We start from the raw sequence: 25,976 nt of genomic DNA on the forward strand, positions 1-25,976 counted from the left end.
GCTTAAAGGGAGAGAAACGATGCATGGTAAAATGTGACACGGTCCCGCGCGGGATTCATCGCGGCCGGCTTGCCATTCCGGCCAGAAAGCTGAGCATGAATTGCACCGCGAGACGCGAGGTTGCATTACGTGCATCCACTGACGGGTCGATGCACACGAAATCGATCCCGGCCACTTGCGGCACGGCGCCTAATCGGTAGAGCGCGTCGAGCGCGTCCCATGGATTCATCCCTCCCGTCCCGATGGCCGGACAGCCCGGAGCGAAGGCTTGGTCGATCACGTCGACATCGAAACTGACATAGATCGCTTCCGTCCCGTCGCCGGCAACCGCCAGCGCCTGATCGAGAATCGGATCGATTCCCATGCGCCTGACGTCGCGGGAGGTGAAGACGCGAACCCCTTTGCCTACCGCATAATCGTGATACGGCTTCGAGTTCATGAAACCGCGGATGCCGATTTGCGCGATATGACGCCCCTCTACGAAACCTGACTCCAGAATTCCGCGAAAAGGCGTGCCGTTCGTGACCCCGCCGTCTTCGAAATTGCGCACGTCATGATGCGCGTCGAAATGGACGATGCCGATTCGGCGGCCGGGGTAACGCCCGGCGAACGCTTTGACCGACGGACAGCTGATCGAATGGTCGCCGCCGACGACGATCGGAACGATCGCCGGTTGAACCTCGTACAGCGCGCGAAGGCTCTCCTCGATTCGCCGATGGCATTCCGCGATATCCGTGACGTGCATATGGATATCGCCCAGATCGCGGACGGCCATGTCCTGCAAGTCGACTCCGTACTCCAAGGAATACGTCGTAAAGGCTTTGAACGCGGCGCGTATCGCCGCGGGCGCGGTCGAAGCGCTCGAGACCGAGATCGAAGACTTCGACAACGGAACGCCGACGATTCCCGCGAGCAGCGGCTCCGCGCCGTCCCACCGCCGAATCCAATGCGCGACCTTCGTCTCGTAACGGTCCAGGAACCCGGCTTGTTCCGGCGATTTCAAATACGGGATCTCCCGGTTCATGTCATCGCCTCCCCGAAGCTGGTCCGCGGCTTGACGATCTGCCGGTTCCATACGGCGGCCTGCCCGTTCTTGATCACGCCGAACGTATGGTTGATGCCGAAATGGTACGGCAGATACGCGAGATTCGGCGCATCGAACAGCGCGACGTCCGCGCGTTTCCCGACCTCGATCGAACCGATCCCGGCGCCTCGCCCGATCGCGTTAGCCGCATTGATCGTGCAGGCCGTCAGGATCTCTTCCGGCGTCATCTTCAAGTTCAGCGATGCCAGCATGATCACGAGCTGCATCGACTCGCTCGGGCAAGAGCCGGGGTTATAATCCGTTGCCAGCGCAACGGGCAGATGGAACGCGTCGATCATATCCCGGGCACGAGCGTGCCTGTTCAGTCCCAGGTTAAACGACGTGCCTGGCAGCAGAACCGGAATGACGCCCGTTGACGCCAGCATGCGCAGTCCTTGGTCGGATGCAGCCAGCAGATGCTCGGCGGATATGGCTCCCAGCTCTCCTGCCAATTCGGCGCCGCCGAGCGATTCGATTTCGTCGGCGTGGATCTTGGGCAGCAGGCCGCAGCGCAGCCCCTCGAGCAGGATGCGGCGGGATTGCGCGACCGTGAAGACGTCCTGCTCGCAAAAGACATCGCAGAACTCGGCCAGTCCTGCTTCCGCGACCACCGGAAGCATCCCGCAAACAAGATCCGCGTACTCGCCCGAACGCCCCTTGTACTCGGCCGGGACCGCATGCGCGCCCATGAATGTCGACACCACGTCAAGCGGGTGGGTCTCGCCCAGCCGTTTCGCAACGCGCAGCTGCTTCAGCTCGTCTTCCAGGGAAAGCCCGTACCCGCTCTTTGCTTCCACCGTCGTGACGCCCTGCAGCAGCATGATATCTAGGCTTCGGTACGCCTTCTCGTACAGCGCCTCTTCGCTCGCCGCGCGGGTCGCTTGAACGGTGCTGAGAATGCCGCCGCCCTGCGCCAATATCTCCAAATAAGGCATGCCGGCGCGTTTGAGCGGCAGCTCGTGCTCGCGCGATCCGCCGTGCACCAGATGCGTATGCGGATCGATGAGGCCAGGCGTGGCCAAACAGCCGCGCGCGTCGAGCGTTTCCGCGATTTGCGCGCCTTTCAGCCCGCTCAGCACTTCCGCTTCGGGACCGACAAATACGATCAGGCCATCCCGGATTGCGATCGCCGCCTCCGGAATTCGCCGGATCTCGTTCATCGCATGCCCGGAGCGCGGCGCGTTCCCGACCGGTGTAACCAAGCTGCCGATGCCTGTCAATAACAGGTCGATTCGTTCGATGGTTATCGCCTCCCGTTTATAGCGATTCTTCTGGTTAGACCGATTCGCCGCGCATCGGCATGCGGATGCCGTGCTGTTCCGCGGTCGCGATCGCTTCGCCGTAACCGGCGTCCGCATGGCGAATGACGCCCATGCCCGGATCGGACGTCAGCACGCAGCGCAGCCGTTCGTCCGCCTCGTCTGTGCCGTCGGCCACGACGACCATGCCGGCATGCAGGGAGTAGCCCATGCCGACGCCGCCTCCATGATGCACGGATACCCAGGACGCGCCAGCGGACGTATTGACGAGCGCGTTCAGAATCGCCCAGTCGCCGACCGCGTCGGAGCCGTCCTTCATCGCCTCCGTCTCCCTGTTCGGCGAAGCCACGGAGCCGCAGTCCAAGTGGTCGCGGCCGATCACGACCGGGGCTTTCAGCTCGCCCTGACGGACCATCTCGTTCAGCGCGAGACCGAACCTCGCCCGTTCTCCGTAACCGAGCCAACAGATGCGCGCCGGAAGTCCCTGGAACGCGACGCGCTCTTGGGCCATCTCGATCCAGCGGCGCAGACGGTCATTCTCCGGGAACAGGCGGAGGACGAGTTCATCCGTCTTGCGAATGTCTTCCGGGTCTCCGGAGAGCGCGGCCCAGCGGAACGGGCCTTTGCCTTCGCAAAACAAGGGACGGATATAGGCCGGCACGAAGCCCGGGATATCGAATGCGTCCGTCACGCCTTCGTCGAACGCGGCTTGACGAATGTTGTTGCCGTAGTCGAACACGACGGAGCCTGCCTGCCGCAGGTCGAGCATCGCCCTGACGTGAGTCGCCATGCTTGCCTTGGCCAGCCGAACGCAGCGTTCGGGATCGGCCGCCCTCAAGGCCGCCGCTTCTTCCAACGTGAAGCCTGCCGGAATATAACCGACGAGCGGATCATGCGCGGAAGTCTGATCCGTTACGAAATCCGGCTTGATCCCCCGGCGAACGAACTCCGGATACACGTCCGCCGCATTCCCCACGAGACCGATCGCGAGCGCTCGCCGTTCGGTAACCGCCTGCCCGGCCAAAGCCAGCGCTTCCTCCAGCGTTTCGGCCAACACGTCGCAGTACCTCGTCTGGATGCGCCGTTCGATTCGGCCGCGATCGGCCTCGACGGCGATGACGACGCCTTCGTTCATCGTGACCGCGAGCGGCTGCGCGCCGCCCATGCCGCCCAAGCCGGCCGTCAACGTCAGCGTGCCCTTCAACGAACCGCCCGTATGCTGACGGGCCGCTTCGGCGAACGTTTCGTACGTGCCCTGAAGGATTCCCTGCGTCCCGATATAGATCCAGCTGCCCGCGGTCATCTGTCCGTACATCATCAGCCCTTTGCGCTCCAGCTCGCGAAAATGCTCCCACGTCGCCCATTTCGGCACGAGGACGGAGTTGGACAGCAGCACGCGGGGCGCGCGTTCGTGCGTCCGGAAGACGCCGACCGGCTTGCCGGACTGAACGAGCAGCGTCTCGTCGTTCGCGAGCCGCCGCAGCTCGCGAACGATGGCGTCGTAAGCAGACCAGCTTCGCGCCGCCTTTCCGATGCCGCCGTAGACGACCAGCTCCTCGGGTCGTTCCGCGACGTCGGGATCCAGATTATTCATCAGCATGCGAAGGGCCGCTTCCTGTGCCCAGCCCTTGCAGGATAATTCCGTGCCGCGCGGGGCGCGAATCTCGCGTCTCGGATCGGATGGCTTGCTCGTCGTCATAGCGCGTTCCTCCCTTGGCTTAGCTTGCGATTAGTCAATACAACGGGCCGGCTGCGGCCTCTACCGCGACCAACCACTCGCCGGACAACAAGGCGGCAGCCGTGCGCTCGATATCTTGGGACAAGGACCGATCGTCGACGACCGGCCGAACGCGCGCGCGCAGCTGATCGTAGAGCGCTCGGGTCGCTGGCGCCAGGCCGTCGGCACCGACGAATTCAGAAGCCTCCGCCGCGCAAATGAGCTCGATCGCCAGTACTTTGGCAGCGTTGTCGACGACCTGCACCGCATGCCTTGCCGCCGTCGTTCCCATGGACACATGGTCTTCCTGATTGGCCGAGGAAGGGATCGAATCGACGCTCGAGGGGTGCGCGAGCACTTTGTTCTCGGAGACGAGCGAGGCGCTGACGTACTGCGTGATCATCAAGCCCGACGCGATGCCCGGCGCATGGCTGAGAAAGGAAGGCAGCCCGCCCGACAGCGCCGGATTCACGAGCCTCTCGGTGCGCCGCTCGGATATGTTCGCGAGCTCGCTCATGCCGATCTTGAGAAAGTCCATCGCGAACGCGATCGGCTGGCCGTGGAAATTGCCGCTCGAGACGACCATGCCCTCCTCGAGGAACAAGAGCGGATTGTCCGTGGCGGAATTGATCTCGATCGTCAGCTTATCCCGCACGTACTCCAGCGTTTGCCGGGTAGCGCCATGTACCTGGGGCAGGCAGCGGAGCGAGTAGGCGTCCTGGACCCGGATCTCGCCCTGCCGCGTGGTCAATCGGCTCCCCTTCAGCAGCGCGCGGAGATTCTTCGCCACGCCGATCTGTTCGGGATAGGGGCGCGCGCGGTGGACCTCCTCCGCGAATGCCTCCGGGATGCCGCGCAGGCATTCCAAGGTGAGCGCCGCGATCGCGTCGGCGATCCGGGCCAACCGGCGCGATCGCATGAAGGTCAACGTCCCGATCGCGGTCATCGCTTGCGTGCCGTTAATGAGCGCGAGCCCTTCTTTGGCCTGCAGCGCGATCGGCCGGAGTCCGGCCCGGACCAGCGCTTCCCCTCCCGGAAGCCGTTCGCCCAAGTAATAAGCCTCTCCTTCGCCCATCAGCACGAGCGCGAGATGGGACAACGGCGCCAGGTCGCCGCTCGCGCCGAGCGAACCTTGTTCCGGCACGACCGGGTGCACGCCGCGGTTGACGCAGTCGATCAGCAGCTGCAGCACTGCAAGGCGAATGCCGGAATACCCTTTGGCGAGCGCATTCGCGCGCAGCAGCATGAGCGCCCGTACGGTCTCCTCCGGCAGCGGGCGGCCGACGGCGCAGGCATGGCTGCGAATTAAATTGATTTGCAGCCTCGCGGTATCCTGCGGCGAGATCAGCACGTCGCTGAATTTCCCGAATCCGGTGTTTACGCCATACACGACTTTACCGGCGGACGCCAGCTCCTCCGCCATCTCGCGGCAGCGCCCGACGCGTTCGCCCGCTTCGCCGCTCAGCACGACTTCCCGAAGTTCAACGGCGACTTCCATGACCGCTTCAGGCGTCAGATTCCGTCCGTCCAGGATGACAGGCGTCATAGCAGCACCCCTCTCTTGTTGTAGCGGCAACTTTGCGGTTCGTTTCCTTTCTTGCTTTACCATAAGAAAGGGACCGTGCGGAAGCTGTCAGCTTCCGCGCGGTCCCTTTTTGCGAAGGGTACTATGCGATTGTCCCGTATCAAGCTTTCGCCCATGCCTCATCGCGACCCACTCATTTCCGTTCGATTGGCGGTTCGAATCCCTTTCATTGTCGCCCGTGGACAAGAATGCTGTCAATGGTTTCCTGCCGCCGGTCACATAAGTTCAACGTACCCTTCCGTGCCGTTCACGCGAATTCGCTGCCCGTCTTGAATCAGCTTGGTCGCATGCTCCACGCCGACGACGGCCGGCAATCCATATTCGCGCGCGATCACGGATCCGTGGGTCATCAGTCCGCCGACTTCGGCGACAAGGCCTTTGATCGCGACGAACAACGGCGTCCAGCTGGGGTCGGTAAAGGAAGTGACCAAGATATCTCCTTCTTCCAGCTCGGCATCCGCCATGTTCAAGATGACGCGCGCGCGTCCCTCTATGACGCCGGAAGAAACCGCTAGGCCTGCAATCGCGCCGGCCGGGAGATGTTCCCGGTTGTACTTACCCGCGATGATTTCGCCTTCGGACGTCATCACGCGCGGCGGCGTGAGCTTCGCATAGAGCTTGTACTCTTCTTTCCGCTGGCCGATGATCCCTTCATCCAGCGTATTCGTGCGCACGAGATCGCGAAGCTCTTCGAAAGCCAGATAGTAAATATCTTCGGTTTCGCGAATGACGCCCGCCGCCGCGAGGCGTTCGGCTTCTCTCGATAAAGACTGCTTATAGACGAAGTAACGGCTCACCATGCCGTATTTGGGATATTCCCGATAGCCGATGTAATGCCGGACGAGATCGATCCGCCGTTTGGTTTCGGTGGCTTTATGTTCGCCATCCGGCAACTGCTTTAATCGGTCTAACAGTTCATGTTCTTTTGCTTCAGCTTCCCGCAGCCCTTGCTCGAATTTCCGTTTGCCTTCGCCAGGCTCGAAGCTTTTGACATTGCCCAGAATCAACGGTACAAGCGTACTTGGTTTCTCGCTCCAACGCGTTCTCGTGATATCGATTTCGCCGGCGCAGCGCATGCCGTATTTGGCGAGATAAGCATGCATCGCATCCAGCGTTTCTTGGCCGCCGGCGAATTGGAGAAGTTCATCCAAGTTGAGATTCTCCTGCGCATGCTGCAGATAAGCGATGACTTCCGGATAAGGACGAACGACGTCCGCGACGTCCAATAGCGCCAAGCCCATCTCCGACGTAATATTGTTCGGTACCGATTGCGATATCGTGTCCGCCGCGTTCTTCTCGCCCAGCCACTCGTTCATTTTATCGTTGATCCAGGACGAGGCATTCATGGCAGCCATGAACACGCTCGAGCTTTGCGGGTCGAATAAGAGCTTCTTCAATTCCTGCATATCTTCCGCGATAAAATCGATTAACTCCGCCCCCGATTTCGTTCGGATGGTTTGTCGGAGCACTTCGATCGAGGTCTCGCTTCGTTTCATCAATTCCGAGACGATGGCCGGATCGCCGTCGGTCTGCGCCGGAAGATCGGCAAGGCTTCGCTGCGGACCCGGCGCGCCTCCGTCACGCTGCTGCAAGGGTATAAAATCCCGCTCGACGATCGTCGTGAGCGCGTCCTTGATAAGCGGATCGGACGGTCCGAACGTATGGATCAGCGTTTCTCTGCCTGCTGGCGAAGCCAGCATGGGCGTAGCGTCGACGAACAACCTCCCGCCCGCCGCTCGCATGGGCGCGCGCGTCGTCATGAGGTAGAACGACAAGCCCAACGGCCGCATGGGATCGGTCATCATTTGTTGATGCCCGACGGACAGATAGACGCGATTGGCCTCGTCGCTCGCTTCGGGGACGGGGTATAACGTCGTGATCGGCCGGCTTTGTACGATATAGAAGGTATCCTGGTCCAAACACCATTCGATGTCTTGGGGGCTGCCATAATAAGCTTCGATCCGTCTTCCGATGCGCGCCAGCCGTAAAATTTGTTCATCCGTCAGCGCGGGAGTCATTTGCCGATCCGGATCGACCGGTTTCGTTTCCGTACCGCCTTCCTGTCGTCCATAAATCGCTAATTTCTTGGCTTCGATCCGCTTGTCGACGATTTCCCCTTCCCGTACGCGATAGCCGTCGGCCGTTACCAACCCGGACACCAGCGCTTCTCCTAGTCCAAAGCCGGCATCGATCGATACGACCTTACGATTGGAGGTTACCGGATCCGCGGTAAACAAAATCCCCGACGCCTGAGGGAAAACCATCCGTTGCACGATCACGGATAGATAAACTTGCCGGTGGTCAAAGCCGTTTTGCATCCGATAGATGACCGCGCGATCCGTGAACAAGGAAGCCCAGCATTTGCCGATATGCCGCATGATGGCGTCTTGGCCGATGATATTCAAGTAGGTGTCTTGTTGACCGGCGAACGAAGCATGCGGCAAATCTTCGGCAGTCGCACTGGAGCGCACGGCATAAGCATGTTCCTCGCCAAACAAGGAGAGGTAGCGCGCAATGGCCTGCCCCACGCCGGACGGCATGCCGGCTTCGATAATGATCCGCCGAATCTCGCCGCTGATCTCGCCAATCTGAACGCGGTCTTCGACTTTCAGGGCGGTCAGCCGCTCCAGCAATACCCGATACGTTTCGTTTGATTCGATGGCTGCCCGATAGCCGGCCGTGGTCACGCAAAATCCGGCCGGCACATGGATGCCTTCGACTTTGGATAACTCCCCTAAATTGAACCCCTTGCCGCCAACGAGCACGTGCTGCGTTGGATCGATTTCCTGGAAGCCGAGAACCAATGATTCCATTCAACATCTCTCCCCGATCCTTCGAATAAAAACATTTGACTAAAACATACAGGCGTGGTACGATAAATATATAAGATGTAATTCTCATGCCTAATTAGATAAACCCAGTCGTGGATTGATTGTATCATCACGTCTGTTTATATGCAATAACAAAGAACCCGAGCCGGAACGCTCAGGTTCTTTTTTTGATTTTCGCATTGGATTTCCTTTTACGATCCATCCATTAATGCATCGTCATTCTCTGCCCACTGCCGCCTGGGTTCCCCTCCATGCTCGAATGTCACATAGGGCTCGATTGCTAACGCGCGCTGCGAAACCACCTCAGACTACATAGGGCTCGATTGCTAACGCGCACTGCGAAAGAACCTTAACTTCATAACGCTCGACTGCTAACGCTTGTATAGAAGCCTATTCGACTCGAAATTCCGGTTAATTTCAGCTAACGCTCGCCACAAGGCTTATTAAGAGAATTTACCCTGTCAATCAGCCCTTCTGCTCCTAATAGCGCCTGTCACAATCGTTAGCGCTTCGCAACCCGCATAATTCGCGAAATAGCATCACTGACAATCGTTACGGATCGTGCGGCCGCATGACCATCGGCAAAGTTCGTTTCGAATCCCCACTGATACTGGTCGTTTTCACATATCCGAAATCTCCGCCCGCAAAGGTTGCTTCCCCATATCCGGAATCCCGCCCGCACACTCGCTATTCTCATATCCGAAATCCTCGCCAGCCGTCATTCCCTACTCTTGATTTCAATTCATCGGTGCAAGCTTGTAGATCTCATCGGACGCAGCGCATCATCATTTCATAGAAACTGATCATCTGAGTGTATGCCTTTTCGATCGCAAAACCCGTACACTGGTATCAACAAGGAGGTGGTTCGGTGCTGACATCGCAAGTGTTCGTCGGGAGTGTGTTCTTCGCCGGGATCCTTTCCTTCTTCTCGCCCTGCATCCTGCCCATGCTGCCCGTGTATCTGGCTCATCTCGGCGGCGCTGCCCCGGGGAAGGATTCGAGTACGGTCCAATGGGGAAAGCTCCGGCTTCATCCCTCATTGATCGGGAATACGTTGTTCTTCACGCTCGGAATATCCTTCGTATTCGTGCTGCTCGGCTTCGGAGCTGGCGGGCTCGGCAGCGTGATTAACGCTTCTTGGTTCATCACTGCCTGCGGAATCGTCGTCATAGCGTTCGGGCTGTTCCAGACGGGAATCGTCACGCTGCTCTTCCTGCAGCGCGAGAAGAAGCTCGCCGTCGCTTGGAAAGGGAAAACGGGCTTCGTCGCGGCATTCCTGCTCGGGTTTACGTTCAGCTTCGGTTGGACGCCGTGCATCGGCCCCATTCTCGCAGCCGTGCTCAGTCTATCGGCCAGCGAAGGTTCCGCCTTGCAAGGCGGCGGCTACATGTTCGTGTATGCGCTCGGTCTAGCGATTCCGTTTCTCGTCCTATCGCTCTTCTCGGATGTGCTCGTCGGACGGCTTCGAGCCTTCAACAAGCATCTGCCGAAGCTCAAGGCCGTGTCCGGCTTGCTGCAGATCGCGATGGGCGTGCTGCTGATGACGAACAAGCTAAATATGATTACGGCGTGGTTGAGTTAAGGCACCGCGCCTAAGGAGGTTAACGATGAATCGAACAAAATGGTCGCTGACCGTCTTCGCCCTGCTCTCCCTGCTGCTGCTAACGGCATGCGGCAGTATGAATTCCAATTCCGCCGCGGCGAATGCCACAAAAGCTGCCGCAGTCAACAAAGGCTCGGCGGCCCCGAATTTCGATCTGAAGGACTTGGACGGGAACGAGGTCACGCTGGCCAGTCTCGCCGGTCAGAAGGTCTATGTGAAATATTGGGCTTCGTGGTGTCCGATTTGCTTGGCGGGAATGGACGAATTGAATACGCTCGCGGGTCAAACGAACGATTTCAAAGTGATCACGATCGTCAGTCCGAATTACAACGGCGAACAATCCGCGGCTGACTTTACGGAATGGTTCAGAGGGCTTCAGGCCGAGAATACGGGCAAGAACATTCGCGTGCTGTTGGATGAAGGCGGAAAATGGGCCAAAAAATTCGGCATTCGCGGCTACCCCACTTCCCTCTACATCGGTTCGGACGGCGTACTCGTCAAGACGGCACCCGGCCAAAACGCCAATGAGGCCATTACGGACGCCTTCAAACAAATCTCGTAGAAACGAAGCTTATCACCGGGAGGGATTGAATTGAAAAGACTTGTAACCGCGGCATCTTTGATGCTGCTGCTATTTACGGCGGCTTGCGGCAGCCGGATGCCGGGCAACGGGGGCTCCGACTCGGCGGGAGCGACGGCGGCCGGCGTCACGGCCGCATCCGCCGGACCTACGACGACGCGTTCGCCGAATCCGAACGATAAGGTGGATTATTCGCAGAGCCATTTGCAAACGATTTATTTGGCCGGCGGCTGCTTCTGGGGAATCGAGGCGTATGTTTCGCGCATTTACGGCGTGCAGGACGTGACCGTCGGCTATGCCAACGGCACCGGGGCCGATCCCACTTATGACGATGTCGTTCAAGGAGACCGCGGATTCGCCGAGACGGCCGAGGTGAAGTACGATCCCGATCGTCTTCCGCTCGCGGATCTGCTGACCGACTTCTTCAAAGTCATCAATCCGACGAGCGTGAATAGACAAGGGAACGATGCGGGCATCAACTATCGAACGGGGATTTATTACAAACAAGACAGCGATCTGCCCGTCATTAATGCCGTCGTAGCGAAGGAACAGGCGAAATATACGAAGAAGATCGTGACCGAAGTGCTTCCGTTAACCAACTACTACTTGGCGGAAGATTACCATCAGGATTATTTGGAGAAAAACCCGGACGGTTACTGCCACGTGGATCTTTCGATATTAGACGAACCGGTTAAAGTCGATCCCGCCGAGTATGCCCGGCCAAGCGACGAAGAATTGAAGAAGAAGCTGACGGATATTCAGTACAAGGTAGCCGTTCTTAACGATACGGAGGCGGCTTATTCCAACGAATACTGGAACACCTTCGACCCAGGCATCTATGTCGACGTGACGACGGGAGAGCCGCTGTTCTCCAGCAGCGACAAATACGATGCGGGCTGCGGTTGGCCCAGCTTCACGAAGCCCATCGATCCCGACGTCGTGACTTACGACGAAGATACGAGTTACAATATGGTACGTACGGAAGTGAGGAGCCGCGTAGGCAACGTCCACATCGGCCACGTGTTCGACGACGGCCCTAAGGAATCTACGGGGAAACGTTATTGCATCAATAGCGCCTCCATCCGATTTGTTCCGCTGGACGATATGCAAAAGGAAGGCTACGGCTACCTCCGCTCTGTCGTCGACTAACGAATTCGAGGAGTTGGGGTCGATGTATACGCTGCTGATCGTCGAAGACGAAGAGCTGGTCAGGAAAGGAATCAAGCGTCTGCTGCCGTTCGAGGAATTCAATATTACGGAAATCATCGAAGCGGACAACGGCGAGGAAGGACTGAAGCTCTTCCTTGCCCATCGTCCCGACATCGTGCTGCTGGATATTAATATTCCGAAGCTGAACGGGCTGGAATTCGCGCGCAAGGCGAAAGAAGCGAAGCCCGCCGCGAAGATCGCGGTCATCACCGGTTACGATTATTACGAGTACGCGGTGACCGCCCTGAAGATCGGGATTGACGATTACGTGCTGAAGCCCGTCTCCAAAAGCGATGTGTACGACGTGCTGCGCAAATTGGTGGAGAAGCTCCAAGGCGAGCAGCAGCTGTCGGAGCTGCAGCAGGTCGTCAGCGAGTATCGGACGACGCTGCAAATGCCGGAGGATTCAAGCAATAAGGCCGCGATTGCCCAAATCATCGAGGTTAACGTCGCCAACCCGGATTTCTCGCTCGCCATGCTGGCGAATCAAGTCGGGTTCAGCTCGGGTTATATGAGCGTGCTGTTCAAACGGCTGTTCAACGTGTCCTTCCAGGACTATTTGATGAGCACGCGCCTGGAACGTTCCAAGCTCCAGCTGCTCTCTTCGGATATGAAAATATACGAGATCTCCACGTCGAACGGCTTCGACAACCCGAATTATTTCAGCGCCGCCTTCAAGAAGAAATTCGGGCTCTCTCCCCTCCAATACAGGGAAAGGATAAAACGCCCGTGAAGCTGATTCCCCGTTCCCTGCAGTCCCGAATATCGTGGATCTACATGCTGATCAGCGTGTTCACGATCGGCATTATCGGCGCGACTCTCTACGTGGGCATCTCCCGGGCGGTCATGAACGAATCGGTTCAGTCCGCCAATATGGCGATTTCCAAAAGCGGCACCTTGGTCGAGATGTATATCGACCGGTTGAAGGTGCTGAGTACGATGCTTGCCCATAATCCCCAAACGATTCAAACGCTCTCTTCCCCTTCGCAGGAAGGCGAGCAGGAGGAGCTCCAATTCATTCAGCTCGCGCTTCAATCCGATCCGAACATCAAATCCGTGATCGTGATCGGCAAGGACGGCTACGTGCTGTCCAACGAGAAAAAACTGAACATGCGCCGTTCGTCCAACATGATGAACGAACCGTGGTACGTCGCCGCCATCCACAGCACCAATCCGGTGCTGACTTCCGCGCGCATGCAGAAGTTCTCGATGGACAAGAACAATTGGGTCATCTCGATGAGCCAGGAAATCAAGGACGCGAACGGTCATAATCTCGGCGTCGTGCTGCTCGATATCGAGTACGAAGGCATCGAGGATTATTTGAACGATTTGGAGCTCGGCAGCGGCGGATTTGCATTCATCATCAACAGCGAAGGCGGCATCGTGTACCATCAAGATCCCTCTTATTTCACGGATCCTGCCAAGCAGGAACAATTAAGGACGATCAGCATGTCCAAGCAGGGATTCGATGCATCGGCGAACCTGTTGACCTATCGAACGAAGCTGCGGAATTCCGATTGGACGCTCGTCGGCGTCAGTTCGCTCGACGGACTCCGGCAAGTGCGCAAGCAGCTGCTGCTCTCGTTCGTCCTGGTCGGAATAGGCTTGCTGCTGCTGATCATGCTGGTGTCCCCTTTCCTGGCCAAAAGCATCACCCGGCCGATCCGCCGGCTCGAGCAAGCGATGCAGAAGGTGAAGTCCGGGACGCTGGAAGTGAGCGTTTCGGAAACCGGCGCGACGGAGGTTCAAGGGCTGGCGCAGCACTTCAATACGATGGTGACGGAGATGCGCCGGCTGATGCAGGACATCGAGACGAAGGAAAAAACGCTGCACCGTTATGAATTAAGCGTGCTGCACAGCCAGATCAATCCGCATTTTCTGTACAATACGCTCGATACGATCGTGTGGATGGCGGAATTCAACGAGAGCGAGCGCGTCATCTCGACGACGAAGGCGTTAGCGAAGTTTTTCCAGCTGTCATTAAGCGGCGGCAGCGAAATGACGACGGTGGAGAACGAAATGAACCATGTCGCCCAATACCTCATCATTCAGAAGGAGCGTTACGGGGAAAAGCTGCAGGTTCGCCTGTATTTCGACCCGGCGCTGGCATCCAAGGTCATTCCCAAAATCATCCTGCAGCCGCTGGCGGAGAATGCGATCTATCACGGCATCCGGGAAAAAGAAGGTCCAGGACTGCTGGAAATAACGGCCCTGCCCGCCGACGACGGGAGTGTGCGATTCATCGTAAAGGATGACGGCGTCGGCTTCGATCCCGATACGCGCGCGAATACGGAGCGCGAAGAAGAAACGCTGCGTACCCTGCCCAAATTAGGCGGCGTCGGCATCAACAACGTCGACGAGCGATTGAAGCTCTATTATGGTCAGCCGTACGGCATTACGCTGCATTCCCGCCCGGGCGAGGGAACGACCGTCACCATCATCATTCCATAAATAGACGACGGTTGCTGATAGGACGCCGAGTGAATCCCAGAAGGTTATTGAACAGCTGCCGCCTGTCTCCGGCGAAAATGAAGGCCGAAAGCTGCATCACAGCAGCTTTTTGAGCTTGAAGTGACTGCAACATCTGAAAAAGCTGCGCTATTGCAGCTTTTTCACTTTCTACGGCGAAAATGAAGGCCGAAAGCTGCACCGCAGCAGCTTTTTGAGCTTGAAGTGTGTGCAACGTCTTGCAAAGCTGCGCTTTGCAGCTTTTTCGCCTTCTACGGCGAAAATGAAGGCCGAAAGCTGCACTGCAGCAGCTTTTTGAGCTTGAAGCGTGTGCAACATCTGGAAAAGCTGCACTTCAGCAGCATTTGCTTCGATGGGACGCTTGTTCAAAGCCATATAAATGAGGAACCTACAGTAATTAAAAGGCTCCCATGCCTAGTCTTTGGTTAAGTTCATTTTCGCGGACGATAATGCCTACATCGACAACTTGCTACGGCAATCAGCAGCCACAACATTCGGCGATTTTAATCTTTCCGACTTTCTAAGCCATGTCGTTCATCACGTGATATGGTTCTTTGACATGGCTTTTCTTTTCTTGACGGCATATTTGCGCAGCCGGCTCACGAATCATACGGAAGGCTTGTCCACGCCGGCCTTCAAGCCATTGAAAGCCGTCATGACGATGTCTTTCACGCCTTCATCGTCCAATGATCCGCTCGTGACGAGCATGCGGTAGAACATCGGGCCGTACAGCAGATCGACGCCTAACGCCAAGTTTAGCCCGGCGTTCAGTTCGCCGCTCCGTACGCCTCGTTCCAACAGCTGCATGGCCTCCGACCGCCGCGGCTGGATATAGTGCGTCTGGATCGCTTCTTTCAACGTGGAATCCAATTGCCCCTGGCCGATTAATTCCTTGATGCTTTTGCCATCCGGGCTGACCATGAACCGGGCTAAGTTCGTCGCATGAATAAGCACGTCCTCGTAGACCGAACCGGTGTCGGGAATGGGGAGCCTGTCGGCGGCGGCAGAGAAAAAACCGTCCATGACGACGGCTGCCTTGTTCGGCCACCATTTATAGATGGTCGCCTTGCTGACTCCGGCGCGTTCGGCGATCTTCTCGATCGTGATGTCGTCGAAGCCGTTCTCAAGCAGCAGCCCGTACGAGGCGTCGAGAATGGATTTTTGCGTGACCGGACTGCGCGGACGCCCTTTCTTAGACAATAGCCTTCACCCCTTTCGCGGAAACATTATGAATAAGTATATCGGCTAATTCGGATAATAAAAAGGGCTCTATACCCTATTTACAAAACGATACGTTCATTATATGATAAGTCCATCACATTAAGTGAACGAACCGTTTAGTTAATAAGGGAGGACGTTAATCATGGATAACTCGATCGCAGTGAAACACAAGAGCATCTCAAGCGGCATGATGCTCCTGCTGGCTGCCGCATGCGGCCTTATTGTAGCCAATTTATATTACTCTCAAACGCTGATCGGACCGATTAGCGACAGCATCGGGCTGCCATCCGGAGCTGCCGGCCTTATCGTTACGTTGACTCAAATCGGTTATGTCATCGGACTGCTGTTTATCGTACCGCTCAGCGATATGCTCGAGAATCGCCGGCTTATCGTGGTTTCGCTCGCCGTCGTGGTGCTTGCGCTGATCGGAGCTGCTTTCTCCACGGGCTCGGCGACGTTTCTTACCGCATCGCTATTGATCGGATCGGGCTCCGTCGTCGCTCAGGTCTTGGTTCCGCTAGCGGCATTCCTGTCTACCGAGGAACAGCGCGGCCGCGTCGTGGGCAACGTCATGAGCGGTCTTCTGCTTGGCATCATGCTGGCGCGGCCCGTCGCGAGCCTGCTAGCCGGGATCTGGGCATGGCAAACGATATTCGTCGTTTCTTCCGTGCTGATGACGTTGTTAGCCATCGTTCTTGCGCGCGTTCTTCCCGAACGGCGCCCGAATCGAAGCTTGTCTTACCGCAGTCTCGTCGCATCCCTGCTCGTCTTATTCAAACAAACGCCTATCTTGAGACGCCGCGCGTTCTATCAAGCCTGCTTATTCGGCTCCTTCAGCTTGTTCTGGACGACGGTTCCGCTGCGGTTGGCCGACGAATACGGCATGTCCCAGCAGCACATCGCGTTATTTGCCTTCGTCGGCGTGGCAGGAGCGGTCGCGGCTCCTGTTGCAGGCCGATTGGCGGATCGGAACTGGAGCAAGCCGCTGACGATCGGCGCCATTCTGATCGCGATCTTGTCGTTTCTGCTTATCGCGCTCATTCACGATAACTCGGCCTTCTCGCTCGTCTTGCTGTTCGTTGCGGCGATTACGCTGGATATGGCGGTGTCCGGGAATCTTGTCGTCGGACAACGGGCGATCTACTCCTTGGGCAGCGAAACCAGGGGGCGGCTGAACGGCCTGTTCATGGCGATCTTTTTTCTCGGCGGTGCCGCGGGTTCTTTCCTCGGCGGGTTAACGTATGCCCATGGGGGCTGGGCGCTCTCTTCATGGATCGGCGTTCTCTTCCCCGTCCTTGCGCTGTTGTATTTTCTTACGGAATGGAGATCCAAGGCTTAACAAGGGAATAGAATCAAAAAAGCCGCGCATCGCGGCTTTTTTGACGTCAACGCTGCAGAACTGCAGAATAACAGAAGTGCAGAATAACAGAAGTGCGGAACTGCTGAAGCGGCAGAGCATCCATCGTCCTTACAACGTTAACCCTAGTCGCTGGATGAGCTCGGCCTGCGTGAAAGACCGCTTCCTCCCCCATCGCTTCACGTGAACGAGGTATGGGCTTGCGGGGTTCTTCCGGTGATAAAAGCCGGGAACGCGCATGACGCGGGAAAGGTCCGTGATCTTGGGATCGGAATTGAATTTGCGGACGAGCGCCTGTTGAATGGCTACGAACCGAGTGATCGATCCTTGGCGGATGGCCCAGTAGATGTGGTAGCCGTTCTTCGTCTCCACGACCATCGACCCGCGGATGAGCTTCGCGTGCTTGGCGAGAAACTTCCGCTTCAGCTGCCCCACTCTGCGCTTGCCTCGCACGGCGAGCAGCCGATAGCGTCCCTGCTTCGTGCGCGTCACCGTGACGGATTCGATTTGTTCCACGGAATCTGCTTGAAGCTCCTGCACGCGGCGCTCCGCCTCTTCGCTCGTAGGCAGCAATTCGGAGATCTTGTTGAGGTCGACGTCGATGAAATGTGCGCGAACCGCCTGGAAATCGCCTCTGGCCTGTTCCCGGTAGTTGACCGTCATGAACACCGCATAGCCTTCTTCGTTCTTGCGCAGCACCGGAACGGGCTGTTTCGTTCGGGTCAGCAGCGTAATGCGCGACAGCCGGCGCTCCAGCTGCTCCATCGGCTTATGCAGCGTCATCGCCCGGGCCTTGCTCTGCGACGTGGGGTGAATCGGCTTGCGCGCCATCGTGTCATGGACAAGCGTGAAATGCAACGTCTGGCGTCCTTTGCAGCCGAGCTTCTTGATAAATTGCCGAAATTGACGAGAACGCAGCCGCATGCTCTTGGCATGCAAGGTCACTCGCTGCTCCACGGAATCACATCCCTCTCGTTAGGCTGGCATCGCACCCTGATTGTTTCCCTAAGCAATCTTATTCTGCCGAGCGCCCGCGCGTGTTGGTCGCTCGTACCCGTTATGGGAGCCCGGCGCGAATAAAAGAACGTCATCCGATGGATAATATGGAAAAATAAAGGGAGCGTGCGGCCTTGATTCCCTCGCGTAATCCCGTTTCCTATCCTAGGGAAACGATCGGCGCCCACTTGTCCGAGAACGAAGCTATGCTTCGGCAGCTATTCGAGCATTGCTTCGACGTCGTCTTCCAACGGGTCGACCTGTCCGAAGAATGCTTGATTCTCATGGTCTACGTCGACGGCTTGATCGACAAGAACGTGTTTGCGTCGCCGCTCTTCCAATCCTGGGTGGCCGAGAAGGCCGGCGCCGGCGGCAAAGGAGCGGTCGACTACCCGGTTTTGAAAGAACATTTCGCGGTCGTGCGGCCGATCCGCAACGAAAGCCGCGTGCAAGAGATCGTCGAATCGGTCTTGCGTGCCGAATTGGCCGTGTTCGTCGACGGCGAGCCGGAAGCGATTCTTCTGGAAACGTCAGGCATGGAGCACCGGGGAGTCGAGGAACCGGCCAACGAAGTAGCTATTCGCGGGCCCAGGGAGAGCTTTACCGAGACGCTCCAAATCAATACGAGCTTGGTTCGCAGACGAATTCAAACGCCGCATCTAAAGCTGGAGCCCGTCGTTCTCGGTACCTTCTCCAAGACGCGAATCGTCATCGCCTACGTCGAGGGAGAAGCGCGCCCGGACCTCATCGGGCTCGTCAAACAGCGGTTGGCCGGCATCCAGTTGGATGTCGTGCTGGAATCGGGCTATATCGAAGAACTCATTGAAGACCGAACCTTCAGCCCCTTCCCGCAAATGATGAATACCGAGCGTCCGGATATCGTGACTGCCAGCCTCATGGAAGGCAGAATCGCGATCATGACCGACGGCACGCCCCAAGTCCTGATTCTGCCGATCACGTTCTGGACGGCCTTCCAAGCCGTCGAGGACTATTACGAACGGTTTATCTACGCCACTCTGATCAGGTGGACCCGGTTCGTATTGTTCGCCATTTCGTTGTACCTCCCCTCCCTGTACGTGGCGATTACGACGTTTCATCCGCAGCTGCTGCCGACGAACTTCCTGCAGAACATCACGTCCGCCCGCGAAGGCGTGCCGTTCCCCGGCGTCATCGAGGCCTTGCTGATGGAATTTCTGTTCGAGGGCTTGCGCGAAGCAGGCGTGCGGCTGCCCAAAGCCGTCGGTTCCGCCGTCAGCATCGTCGGCGCCCTGGTCATCGGAGAAGCCGCCGTCAAGGCGGGAATCGTGTCCGCGCCGATGGTCATCATCGTCTCGTTAACCGGGATTGCGTCCTTCGCCATCCCGCGCTACAACATGAGCATCCCGTTCCGTATTCTTCGGTTTCCGCTTCTGCTCAGTTCGGGAGCGCTCGGCTTGTTCGGAATCGCCATGGGGACGCTGTTGATCTTGACCCACATGGCCAGACTGGAGTCGTTCGGCGTCCCTTATTTATCCCCCATCGCTCCCTTTCAGCCGGACCAGATCAAAGACGTGCTCATCCGGGCTCCCAGACGGAAAATAAACTCATTAAAGGCCACGTTAGCCGGAAGGCCTAGAAGGAGGTAAAATGCGGAGCAATCTCCCCCGCTTGCTGACGGCTATCCTTCTGCTGTCTCTGTTAACCGGATGCTGGGATCGGCGCGAACTGAACGATCGCTTATTCGAACTCGCCTCCGGCGTCGATCGGCTCGAGGACGGAAAGCTGCTCCTGATCGGTCAATTCATGGTTCCGTCGACATCCGAAGAGGGCGGCGGAGCAAAAAAACCGTACTTGATCGAGACCGGCGTCGGAAAGATGGTTTCCGAGTGCCTGCTGGACATGCAGCTCAAGCTGTCGCGAAGAATTACGCGCGGGCATCGCAATAATATCTACTTCGGCGAGGACATGGCGAAAGCCGGCATCGCCGATCTCATGGACTCCGTAACCCGGGATCCCGACAGCCGGCTCAAGTCGGATATATGGGTCGTGAAAGGCGGAACCGCTCTGGAGTTCATGCAGTTGTCCTATCCGCTCGAGAGCATACCCGCGATCGGCCTTTCCAAGATCCGTCATATTATCGGCAAGACGACCGGCAACTCGCTGCTGGAGATCTTGGTCGAGGAAAACGTCGAAGGCAGCGGCCCGACCCTTCCTGCCGTGGAGATCCTCTATGATACGAAGCTCCGAAAAAAGACGCTGCAGGTATACGGGCGCGCGATTTTCAATCGCGACCAGCAATTAGCCGGTTATTTGAATCGGATGGAATCCGTCTACCGGTTATGGATCACCGGCGAAACGGACCGCATACCGATCACGGCGGATTTGCCGAACGGACGAGGGTCATTCAATACGGAAGTCACCCTGCTGCATGCCAAGACCCGCACCGCCGTCAACGCGGGCCGCGTTGCAATCGACGTCTACCTGACGGGCAGCGGCGTTATTTTGGAGAGCCAGCCGGCAATCGATCTTCGAAAACCCGATCATCTGCGCGAATTCGAAGACATCATGAACCGCCGCATCGAGAAGGACCAAACGGAAGTCATCCGGAAGGTGCAAAGGCAGTTTAAAGTCGATGTCTTCCATTTCGGAAAAGCCCTTGATCGGCAGCATCCCCAGGACTGGGCGCGATTGAAAGCGCATTGGGAGCAGTCGTTCTCGGATGCCGAAGTTACCGTTCATTCGCGCGTGAAGATCAAGCGGATCGGACTTCAAGGACCGCCTCCCAATAAACCGTAAGGAGCCCGACATGAAGCTGACGAACTATCAATTGTTTTGGCTGCTGTTTTCGATGGAGGCCGGCATGACGATCATGCTGACGCTCGGACCGACATTCCAAGCAGCCCGCCAAGGCGCTCCGCTGGCCATGCTCTTGGCCGGTGCCGTGTCTTTGCTGGCGACCTATATCGCTGCCAAGCTTAGCTTGCTCTATCCGGAGGACACGTTCGTCGAGTATGTGCCGAAAATAATCGGGCAATGGCTGGGCAAAACGCTTGTCTTCGTTTACCTGCTGCTGTGGATCGCCGTTGGCGGAATTGTCCTCCGCGAATATGCGGACTTCGTGCATATGGCCTTATTCGATAAGACGCCGCTATGGGCCATCATCCTGTTTATGTTGATCGTGATCCTATATGCGGTGCACGGCGGCATCCATATCGTCGCGCGCTGCAGCGAAATCATCGGCCCCATCGTCGTCTTCAACATCATATTGTTCCGGATCTTTTCGCTGAAAGACCTGCACCTGGATCGCCTGCTTCCGCTATTGCCCTCCGATGGTTGGATGCCGGTGCTGTCCGGGAGCGCGCCTGCGGCTTCTTACATGAGCGAATCGGTTATGATCGTGATGCTGATCGCCTTTATCGGAAATAAGAAAAAGACGTTATCCTCCGGTTTGTGGGGCGTTGGATTCGCCGCGATCGTACTTCTGAATGTCATTATCGATACGATGATGATGCTGGGCAGTACCGTTCCGGCCATGCTGCAATACCCCGTCTACTCCATCAGTCAGTATATATCCGTCATGGAATTCGTACAGAATCTCGATATTTTTCTCGTCGTCGGCATGAGCTTCACCGTATTCGTCAAAATCGGTCTCTATCTATTCATGACGAGCTACGGCACGGCGCAGTTGTTCGGGATCCGAAATTGGCGCCGCGTGCTTTGGGCTGTCAGCATGCTCGTATTGGCCGTCGCCTTGTTTCCTCGAAACGCGGACGAAACCCAGGTCGTCTTCCCGCTCTTCTGGAAAAACATCGTTTTCCCGATATTCCTGTTCGCCGTCCCGTTCCTGCTGTGGATGATCGGAAGCGCGCGAAAGCGGATGAAGCGCCCCGTACGTCCGCATGCTTAAGAACGGCTAATAATAGGAATTTAGCTGACGATAGAGATTGTTTACAAATAGAGAGCATGAAAAAGAGCCGCTGATAGCGACTCTGAACGAATCATTCCTGCCGGATCGCTTGCCTCTCGGCTCTCCGGATCGATGGGCCGCTCCACACTGAACTCGGAACCTCGCGGCGCAAGATCGGCGCGACTTCTTCGGCGAATCGCTCCAGTTGTTCGCGCTGCTCCGAATCCGATAAGCCGTCCACGCTTATGCTGAGCACTCCGTTTCCAAACGCTTCGTGATTTAATACGGCCGGAATCTCTTAATCGCCTCTTCCGGCGTATCGGCCAAATACAAGCTGCCCGCTCCCGCTCCGACGATCGCCCTGCGGGGATCATGTCCGTAGAAGGCAAGACGTTCCCGGTAATGATCGATGAGCGCCTTGTATTTCTCCTGCGGATGGAACGTATTCGACGAGAATAGAGGTTCCCCGTACTGCGCCGCCAGCTCCGTTGAGAGTTGACTCGAAGCGCTGCCGTGCCAGATCGGGATTTTGTCTTGATAAGGTCTTGGCAGCACGGTCACCTCTTGAAGCGGCGGCCGGTACCGACCCTCCCACGTCACGCTCTCCTCATTCCATAGTTTCCTTAAGAGCCCATATCGCTCCGCGAGCGAATCCCACTGCTGATCCTCGCGAATGCCGAACAGCGGATAATGCCGCGGATCGTTGCCTTTGCCGATGATTATCTCGAGCTTGCCTAGGCTAATCGACATTTTCTATCTAGTTATAGAGAGACCGTAACATGCAAAAAAAAGCCAACGGCCGAGGCGGCTGGCTGTTTGCTTTCTTTTTGCTTTGGCAAGACGAAAACGGGATGGCTCAGTACATGAAGTAGGCCGATCGCCGCTTCTCCCGCTTGCGGTTGCGTATCGACATCAACAACACTACCGCGATGGCCGCCATAGCCGTCAGCGTCCACAACGCCTCCCGCTTTTGCTGCGGCGCGCGGTCGAAGTGGGCATGTCCCAGCTTCTCCTTCGCCAGCTTCATAAGCGCCAGCTGCATGTCGGGATCGTTCTGCGCGCCTCCGGCATTGAGACGGAAGCCGTTGCTCTGACCGGGACCGTCGAGGCCGTCCTTGACCGTCAGCGTCACGTCGATCCCCAGCTGCGAGCAAATATGGAGCAGCGGCTTGGAGAACGCGCCATAAGGGAAGGCCAGTACATGATTGGGAGCGCCGAGCTCCCGGTCCAGAACGGTATTCGCCTGCTCCAGGTCGGTTTTCACCCGATGTTCGTATTCCTGCTCCGTTTCCCGTCTTCCTTTATCTTTCAGGAACACGGGTCCGGTCAGCGCGGCAATCATATGCCTGCCCTTCGCGTCCGTCGGCTCATACCGATGAGAGTCGTACGAATGGCTGTAGAACGCTATGCCATTCCGGTGCATTTCCTTGACCTGGTTCCAATTCAGCTTGGGAACCCCGGCGTGATGCGGATTCCCGATCGTCCCGGCAATCAAGAAGCTGGTCGCCGGCGCCCCGTACTTGCGCAGGATCGGATACGCATACCGGTAGAACGATTCGTAACCGTCGTCGAACGTCAGCAGCACCGCGTTATCCGGAACCGGATCGCCATGCAGGATGAAGCTTCGGTACTGATCCATCGTAATCCAGTGAAAATTGTTGCGCTTCATCAATTCGAGCTGGCGCTCGAACTTGGCGGCGGACAGCGCGGCTGCGTCGTGCGGCGCTTGCTCGACTTCGTGATACATCAGCACGAGCACGCGGCCCTTGTAATACATGCCATGAGGTTCGTCGGCACCGGGCTTGAGCCCGCCCCATAACGGCTCGGAAGCCTCCGGATTGCCGCCGGTGCCGGCCGCGCTCCCAGTACCGTAGAACATGCGTCCGACGAACGGCATTCGGTTATGATACGCCTGGATGGTCAGCACGCAGCACAGCGCCATGAGTCCAAGCAGCAATGAGGATAGAAGGATGATTCTGAATCGATAAGACATAGAGCCAACTCCTGCTGTGTGATGTCATTCGATGGCGATTGCAGCCCATCGCAGAATGTTACATTACCGACGCAGGAAGTACGCTCGATGTTGCCATGTTCACTTTATCGACACGGGATTTTCGTTCGAATGTTACGAATATAGCTAAAATCGTCTGTTCGAACAGCTCTCCAATAACGCAAAACAGCCGCGATAAACGCGGCTTGCAAGGCAGTGATTTGCGGTCGCGCGACTCTAATTAAAACGCCGTTCTAGGTGGATGAAACGTAAACAGTGTTATTGAAGGAAATGACCGATCGAGTCCAGCCCTGTACTAACGCAGCTCTTCCGCTTGCTGCAGCCAATCCTTCTTAACCTTCATCAGCGCCTCGACGCTGCGCGTCGTGATTGACCCGACGCCCCAATCCGCGAATTGACGCATGAGCGCGGCATCCTCGACGGTCCACGCGTAGACCGGCAGGCCCAGCTCCGCGGCATAGTCCACGAATTCCTTCCGCAGGATGCCATGGTAAATGTTAATGCCCAGGCAGGCGGCTGCCCGAGCATCCTCGCAGGTTTGGAGCATCGCATCCCGGTAGGACATCGTCTTGAACAGCTCGACGTCCGCGTTCAGCATCCTGCGCATCTTCGGCTGCAGCCGCTCGGCCAGCAGCGCCCGCTCGCGCTGGCAGCCGGAGAAGAACGCCCGGTCCGAGATGCCATAACGCTCGATCAGCGCCGCCGCAGGTTCGATCGCTTCATCGACCTTCAGATCCAGATTCAGGACTTTGCCCGATGCTTCCATGAGCGGGAGAATGTCCTCCAGCCGAAGGAGGCGCAAGCTTTCACGCAGCTCCCCTTGCTCCGCTTCCAGCTCGAGCTCGCTTAATTCCGCGTACGTCATCGCTGCTATATTCACGGGCGACCGGTCCACGGTTATCCATTCGTCGTCATGTGCCAATACAGGGACGCCGTCCCGCGTCACCCGAATATCCTCTTCCACCACGTCAGCGCCGAGCTCGAGTCCGATCCGAACCGAGCGAAGCGTATGCGCCATGATGTTCATGCTGCCGGCATGCGCCGTTACCAGCGGAAATCGACGTATCGTCATCTCATCATGCTCCTTCAAGTTATTATGGGCGCCGCCGCCGAGCGATTGCCTTCTTCGCGAATCCGAACCGTTCACCGGAAAACGGATTAGACGCCTTCTCCGGGATCCAAATAGATCGCGTTGGTAAAGGCGATCGTGGTGCGAACGCCGCGCACCGTCCCTTTGAGCTCTGCCCGCATCCACAGCAGTCCTTCGCCGGGAATATCGAACCGGTAATCCGATTGCGCCGCATGCGCGCTGATTTCCCCGATCACGCCAAGATTACTCGTCACGGCAAGCGAATACCCCGCACCGGGAAAGGCCCACTTGTCCGCTCTTACCTGAAAATCGATCGTCGCGACGGCGTAGAAGCCGTTGCCCTGTCCCTGCTTCGGCACGCGATCGCCAATGCCGTAAACCGCCGTCTCCGACCGCAGCGCAAGCGTCACGAGCGGTCCCATCGTAACCGATGCCCTGCCCGCGGCAAGCGCTCGCACTGCCCGCTCCGTCTCGCTGCCCTCCGAATCGTCCAGCAGCAAATACGTGACCGAGACCGGGTCTTCCGTCCGGTCCTGCGCATGCCAGTCGCGTCCGGACGTCGCCGCGATCCGGTAACCCGCATTCAGCTGCTCCGTCCACAGCCGGAACGCGCGGGCATTGTCCGTCTTGATCGACGGAAACGTGCCCGACCATACCTCGATATAATCGACCGCGTTCCAATCCGCGATCTCGAACTCCCAGAAGCAGCCCGTGCACATCGGGCTGCCGATGCGAAACGGATGCGCCAGGCCGGCAATGCCGCCGTGCGCGTGCACCTTGGCGATTCCCGCTTGAATGTCGCGGGGTCCCGCAGGGCGCCAATCGACGAATTCGATCAGCCCGATCGTCACCATATGCCCGTAGAAGGTCGTCCACTCCATGCCCGAAATGATCGTCATGCCGGTTGCCTGCTCGACGAGCTCCTTGTTCTCCAAGCCCGTCATCGTATTATGGTCGGTCAGCGCGACGCAGTCGAATCCGAGCGCCCGGGCTCCTTGGGCAAGCTCGAGCAAGGATTGCCTGCCGTCGCTGTGGTACGTGTGACTATGCAGCTCGCAAGCCATCCAGCGCATGATGC

Annotated in this window: 20 protein-coding genes and 1 pseudogene; 9 read left to right on the plus strand and 12 right to left on the minus strand. The window is 57.6% G+C overall.

The window, feature by feature from the left end:
* Positions 1 to 55: 55 nt before the first annotated feature.
* The 5 genes from hutG to ppsA all read right to left on the minus strand — a co-directional run bounded on the left by hutG (position 56) and on the right by ppsA (position 8,458).
* Positions 56 to 1,024 carry a formimidoylglutamase gene (gene hutG, locus GT003_RS16345; protein WP_161699643.1) on the minus strand — a complete coding sequence of 323 codons (969 nt, stop codon included), beginning with the start codon at positions 1,022 to 1,024 and terminating at the stop codon, positions 56 to 58.
* Positions 1,021 to 2,325: an imidazolonepropionase gene (gene hutI / locus GT003_RS16350; protein WP_161699767.1), complete on the minus strand. Its 1,305-nt coding sequence runs from the start codon at positions 2,323 to 2,325 to the stop codon at positions 1,021 to 1,023. The genes hutG and hutI overlap by 4 nt, the downstream gene beginning before the upstream one ends.
* A gap of 34 nt (positions 2,326 to 2,359) precedes the next feature.
* The gene (gene hutU / locus GT003_RS16355; RefSeq protein ID WP_161699645.1) at positions 2,360 to 4,042 is read right to left on the minus strand and encodes a urocanate hydratase; all 1,683 of its coding nucleotides are present in this window, start codon (positions 4,040 to 4,042) and stop codon (positions 2,360 to 2,362) included.
* A gap of 34 nt (positions 4,043 to 4,076) precedes the next feature.
* On the minus strand, positions 4,077 to 5,606 hold the full coding sequence (gene hutH / locus GT003_RS16360; RefSeq protein ID WP_161699647.1) for a histidine ammonia-lyase: 1,530 nt from the start codon (positions 5,604 to 5,606) through the stop codon (positions 4,077 to 4,079).
* A gap of 254 nt (positions 5,607 to 5,860) precedes the next feature.
* Positions 5,861 to 8,458: a phosphoenolpyruvate synthase gene (ppsA, locus tag GT003_RS16365; RefSeq protein WP_161699649.1), complete on the minus strand. Its 2,598-nt coding sequence runs from the start codon at positions 8,456 to 8,458 to the stop codon at positions 5,861 to 5,863.
* Positions 8,459 to 9,344: 886 nt separating this feature from the next.
* Here ppsA and GT003_RS16370 point away from each other — a divergent pair.
* From GT003_RS16370 to GT003_RS16390, 5 genes are read left to right on the plus strand one after another with little or no spacing between them, the layout of a single operon-like run.
* The gene (locus GT003_RS16370) at positions 9,345 to 10,058 is read left to right on the plus strand and encodes a cytochrome c biogenesis CcdA family protein (RefSeq protein ID WP_338045947.1); all 714 of its coding nucleotides are present in this window, start codon (positions 9,345 to 9,347) and stop codon (positions 10,056 to 10,058) included.
* 25 nt (positions 10,059 to 10,083) lie between these two features.
* On the plus strand, positions 10,084 to 10,641 hold the full coding sequence (locus GT003_RS16375; RefSeq protein WP_161699651.1) for a TlpA family protein disulfide reductase: 558 nt from the start codon (positions 10,084 to 10,086) through the stop codon (positions 10,639 to 10,641).
* Between the two features lie 30 nt (positions 10,642 to 10,671).
* Positions 10,672 to 11,808, plus strand: coding sequence for a peptide-methionine (R)-S-oxide reductase MsrB (gene msrB, locus GT003_RS16380; protein ID WP_239565892.1), 1,137 nt, complete (start codon positions 10,672 to 10,674; stop codon positions 11,806 to 11,808).
* 22 nt (positions 11,809 to 11,830) lie between these two features.
* Positions 11,831 to 12,601 carry a response regulator transcription factor gene (locus GT003_RS16385; protein ID WP_161699653.1) on the plus strand — a complete coding sequence of 257 codons (771 nt, stop codon included), beginning with the start codon at positions 11,831 to 11,833 and terminating at the stop codon, positions 12,599 to 12,601.
* Positions 12,598 to 14,319, plus strand: coding sequence for a histidine kinase (locus GT003_RS16390; protein WP_161699655.1), 1,722 nt, complete (start codon positions 12,598 to 12,600; stop codon positions 14,317 to 14,319). Before GT003_RS16385 ends, GT003_RS16390 begins: the two co-directional genes overlap by 4 nt.
* Before the next feature lie 168 nt (positions 14,320 to 14,487).
* On the opposite strand, the gene GT003_RS16395 is transcribed toward GT003_RS16390, so the two are convergent.
* Together GT003_RS16395 and GT003_RS16400 are read right to left on the minus strand one after the other, a co-directional pair.
* Positions 14,488 to 14,712, minus strand: coding sequence for a hypothetical protein (locus GT003_RS16395; protein ID WP_161699657.1), 225 nt, complete (start codon positions 14,710 to 14,712; stop codon positions 14,488 to 14,490).
* A gap of 231 nt (positions 14,713 to 14,943) precedes the next feature.
* The gene (locus tag GT003_RS16400) at positions 14,944 to 15,537 is read right to left on the minus strand and encodes a TetR/AcrR family transcriptional regulator (protein WP_161699659.1); all 594 of its coding nucleotides are present in this window, start codon (positions 15,535 to 15,537) and stop codon (positions 14,944 to 14,946) included.
* A gap of 163 nt (positions 15,538 to 15,700) precedes the next feature.
* Between GT003_RS16400 and GT003_RS16405 the strand changes: the two genes are divergently transcribed.
* Positions 15,701 to 16,897 (plus strand): MFS transporter, encoded by a 1,197-nt coding sequence (locus tag GT003_RS16405; protein ID WP_161699661.1) that lies wholly within the window; start codon positions 15,701 to 15,703, stop codon positions 16,895 to 16,897.
* A 129-nt stretch (positions 16,898 to 17,026) separates the two neighbouring features.
* On the opposite strand, the gene GT003_RS16410 is transcribed toward GT003_RS16405, so the two are convergent.
* A complete protein-coding gene (locus GT003_RS16410; protein ID WP_161699663.1) occupies positions 17,027 to 17,872 on the minus strand; it encodes a DNA-primase RepB domain-containing protein in 846 nt (281 codons plus the stop codon).
* Between the two features lie 173 nt (positions 17,873 to 18,045).
* Here GT003_RS16410 and GT003_RS16415 point away from each other — a divergent pair, with 173 nt between their 5' ends.
* From GT003_RS16415 to GT003_RS16425, 3 genes are read left to right on the plus strand one after another with little or no spacing between them, the layout of a single operon-like run.
* Positions 18,046 to 19,536: a spore germination protein gene (locus GT003_RS16415; RefSeq protein ID WP_161699665.1), complete on the plus strand. Its 1,491-nt coding sequence runs from the start codon at positions 18,046 to 18,048 to the stop codon at positions 19,534 to 19,536.
* Position 19,537: 1 nt separating this feature from the next.
* Positions 19,538 to 20,686 (plus strand): Ger(x)C family spore germination protein, encoded by a 1,149-nt coding sequence (locus GT003_RS16420; protein ID WP_161699668.1) that lies wholly within the window; start codon positions 19,538 to 19,540, stop codon positions 20,684 to 20,686.
* A gap of 10 nt (positions 20,687 to 20,696) precedes the next feature.
* A complete protein-coding gene (locus GT003_RS16425; RefSeq protein WP_161699670.1) occupies positions 20,697 to 21,797 on the plus strand; it encodes a GerAB/ArcD/ProY family transporter in 1,101 nt (366 codons plus the stop codon).
* A gap of 91 nt (positions 21,798 to 21,888) precedes the next feature.
* On the opposite strand, the pseudogene GT003_RS16430 reads toward GT003_RS16425, so the two are convergent.
* The 4 genes and pseudogenes from GT003_RS16430 to GT003_RS16445 all read right to left on the minus strand — a co-directional run.
* A pseudogene (locus tag GT003_RS16430) lies at positions 21,889 to 22,541 on the minus strand (LLM class flavin-dependent oxidoreductase); the annotation flags it as partial.
* 112 nt (positions 22,542 to 22,653) lie between these two features.
* Positions 22,654 to 23,790 carry a polysaccharide deacetylase family protein gene (locus GT003_RS16435; protein WP_161699672.1) on the minus strand — a complete coding sequence of 379 codons (1,137 nt, stop codon included), beginning with the start codon at positions 23,788 to 23,790 and terminating at the stop codon, positions 22,654 to 22,656.
* Between the two features lie 313 nt (positions 23,791 to 24,103).
* Entirely contained in the window at positions 24,104 to 24,880 is a 777-nt protein-coding gene (locus GT003_RS16440) for a glycerophosphodiester phosphodiesterase (RefSeq protein WP_161699674.1), read from the minus strand.
* Positions 24,881 to 24,966: 86 nt separating this feature from the next.
* On the minus strand, positions 24,967 to 25,971 hold the full coding sequence (locus tag GT003_RS16445; RefSeq protein ID WP_161699676.1) for a CehA/McbA family metallohydrolase: 1,005 nt from the start codon (positions 25,969 to 25,971) through the stop codon (positions 24,967 to 24,969).
* Positions 25,972 to 25,976: the final 5 nt, after the last annotated feature.

The sequence above is a fragment of the Paenibacillus sacheonensis genome (assembly GCF_009909195.1).
Taxonomy (GTDB): domain Bacteria; phylum Bacillota; class Bacilli; order Paenibacillales; family Paenibacillaceae; genus Paenibacillus_Z; species Paenibacillus_Z sacheonensis.

What these genes read in the sequence shown, in the direction of transcription:
- hutG (WP_161699643.1), bottom strand. Translation starts at nt 1,024, where the DNA reads ATGAACCGGGAGATCCCGTATTTGAAATCGCCGGAACAAGCCGGGTTC.
- hutU (WP_161699645.1), bottom strand. Translation starts at nt 4,042, where the DNA reads ATGACGACGAGCAAGCCATCCGATCCGAGACGCGAGATTCGCGCCCCG.
- hutH (WP_161699647.1), bottom strand. Translation starts at nt 5,606, where the DNA reads ATGACGCCTGTCATCCTGGACGGACGGAATCTGACGCCTGAAGCGGTC.
- ppsA (WP_161699649.1), bottom strand. Translation starts at nt 8,458, where the DNA reads ATGGAATCATTGGTTCTCGGCTTCCAGGAAATCGATCCAACGCAGCAC.
- GT003_RS16375 (WP_161699651.1), top strand. Translation starts at nt 10,084, where the DNA reads ATGAATCGAACAAAATGGTCGCTGACCGTCTTCGCCCTGCTCTCCCTG.
- GT003_RS16385 (WP_161699653.1), top strand. Translation starts at nt 11,831, where the DNA reads ATGTATACGCTGCTGATCGTCGAAGACGAAGAGCTGGTCAGGAAAGGA.
- GT003_RS16395 (WP_161699657.1), bottom strand. Translation starts at nt 14,712, where the DNA reads ATGGCTTTGAACAAGCGTCCCATCGAAGCAAATGCTGCTGAAGTGCAG.
- GT003_RS16405 (WP_161699661.1), top strand. Translation starts at nt 15,701, where the DNA reads ATGGATAACTCGATCGCAGTGAAACACAAGAGCATCTCAAGCGGCATG.
- GT003_RS16420 (WP_161699668.1), top strand. Translation starts at nt 19,538, where the DNA reads ATGCGGAGCAATCTCCCCCGCTTGCTGACGGCTATCCTTCTGCTGTCT.
- GT003_RS16425 (WP_161699670.1), top strand. Translation starts at nt 20,697, where the DNA reads ATGAAGCTGACGAACTATCAATTGTTTTGGCTGCTGTTTTCGATGGAG.
- GT003_RS16435 (WP_161699672.1), bottom strand. Translation starts at nt 23,790, where the DNA reads ATGTCTTATCGATTCAGAATCATCCTTCTATCCTCATTGCTGCTTGGA.
- GT003_RS16440 (WP_161699674.1), bottom strand. Translation starts at nt 24,880, where the DNA reads ATGACGATACGTCGATTTCCGCTGGTAACGGCGCATGCCGGCAGCATG.
- GT003_RS16445 (WP_161699676.1), bottom strand. Translation starts at nt 25,971, where the DNA reads ATGCGCTGGATGGCTTGCGAGCTGCATAGTCACACGTACCACAGCGAC.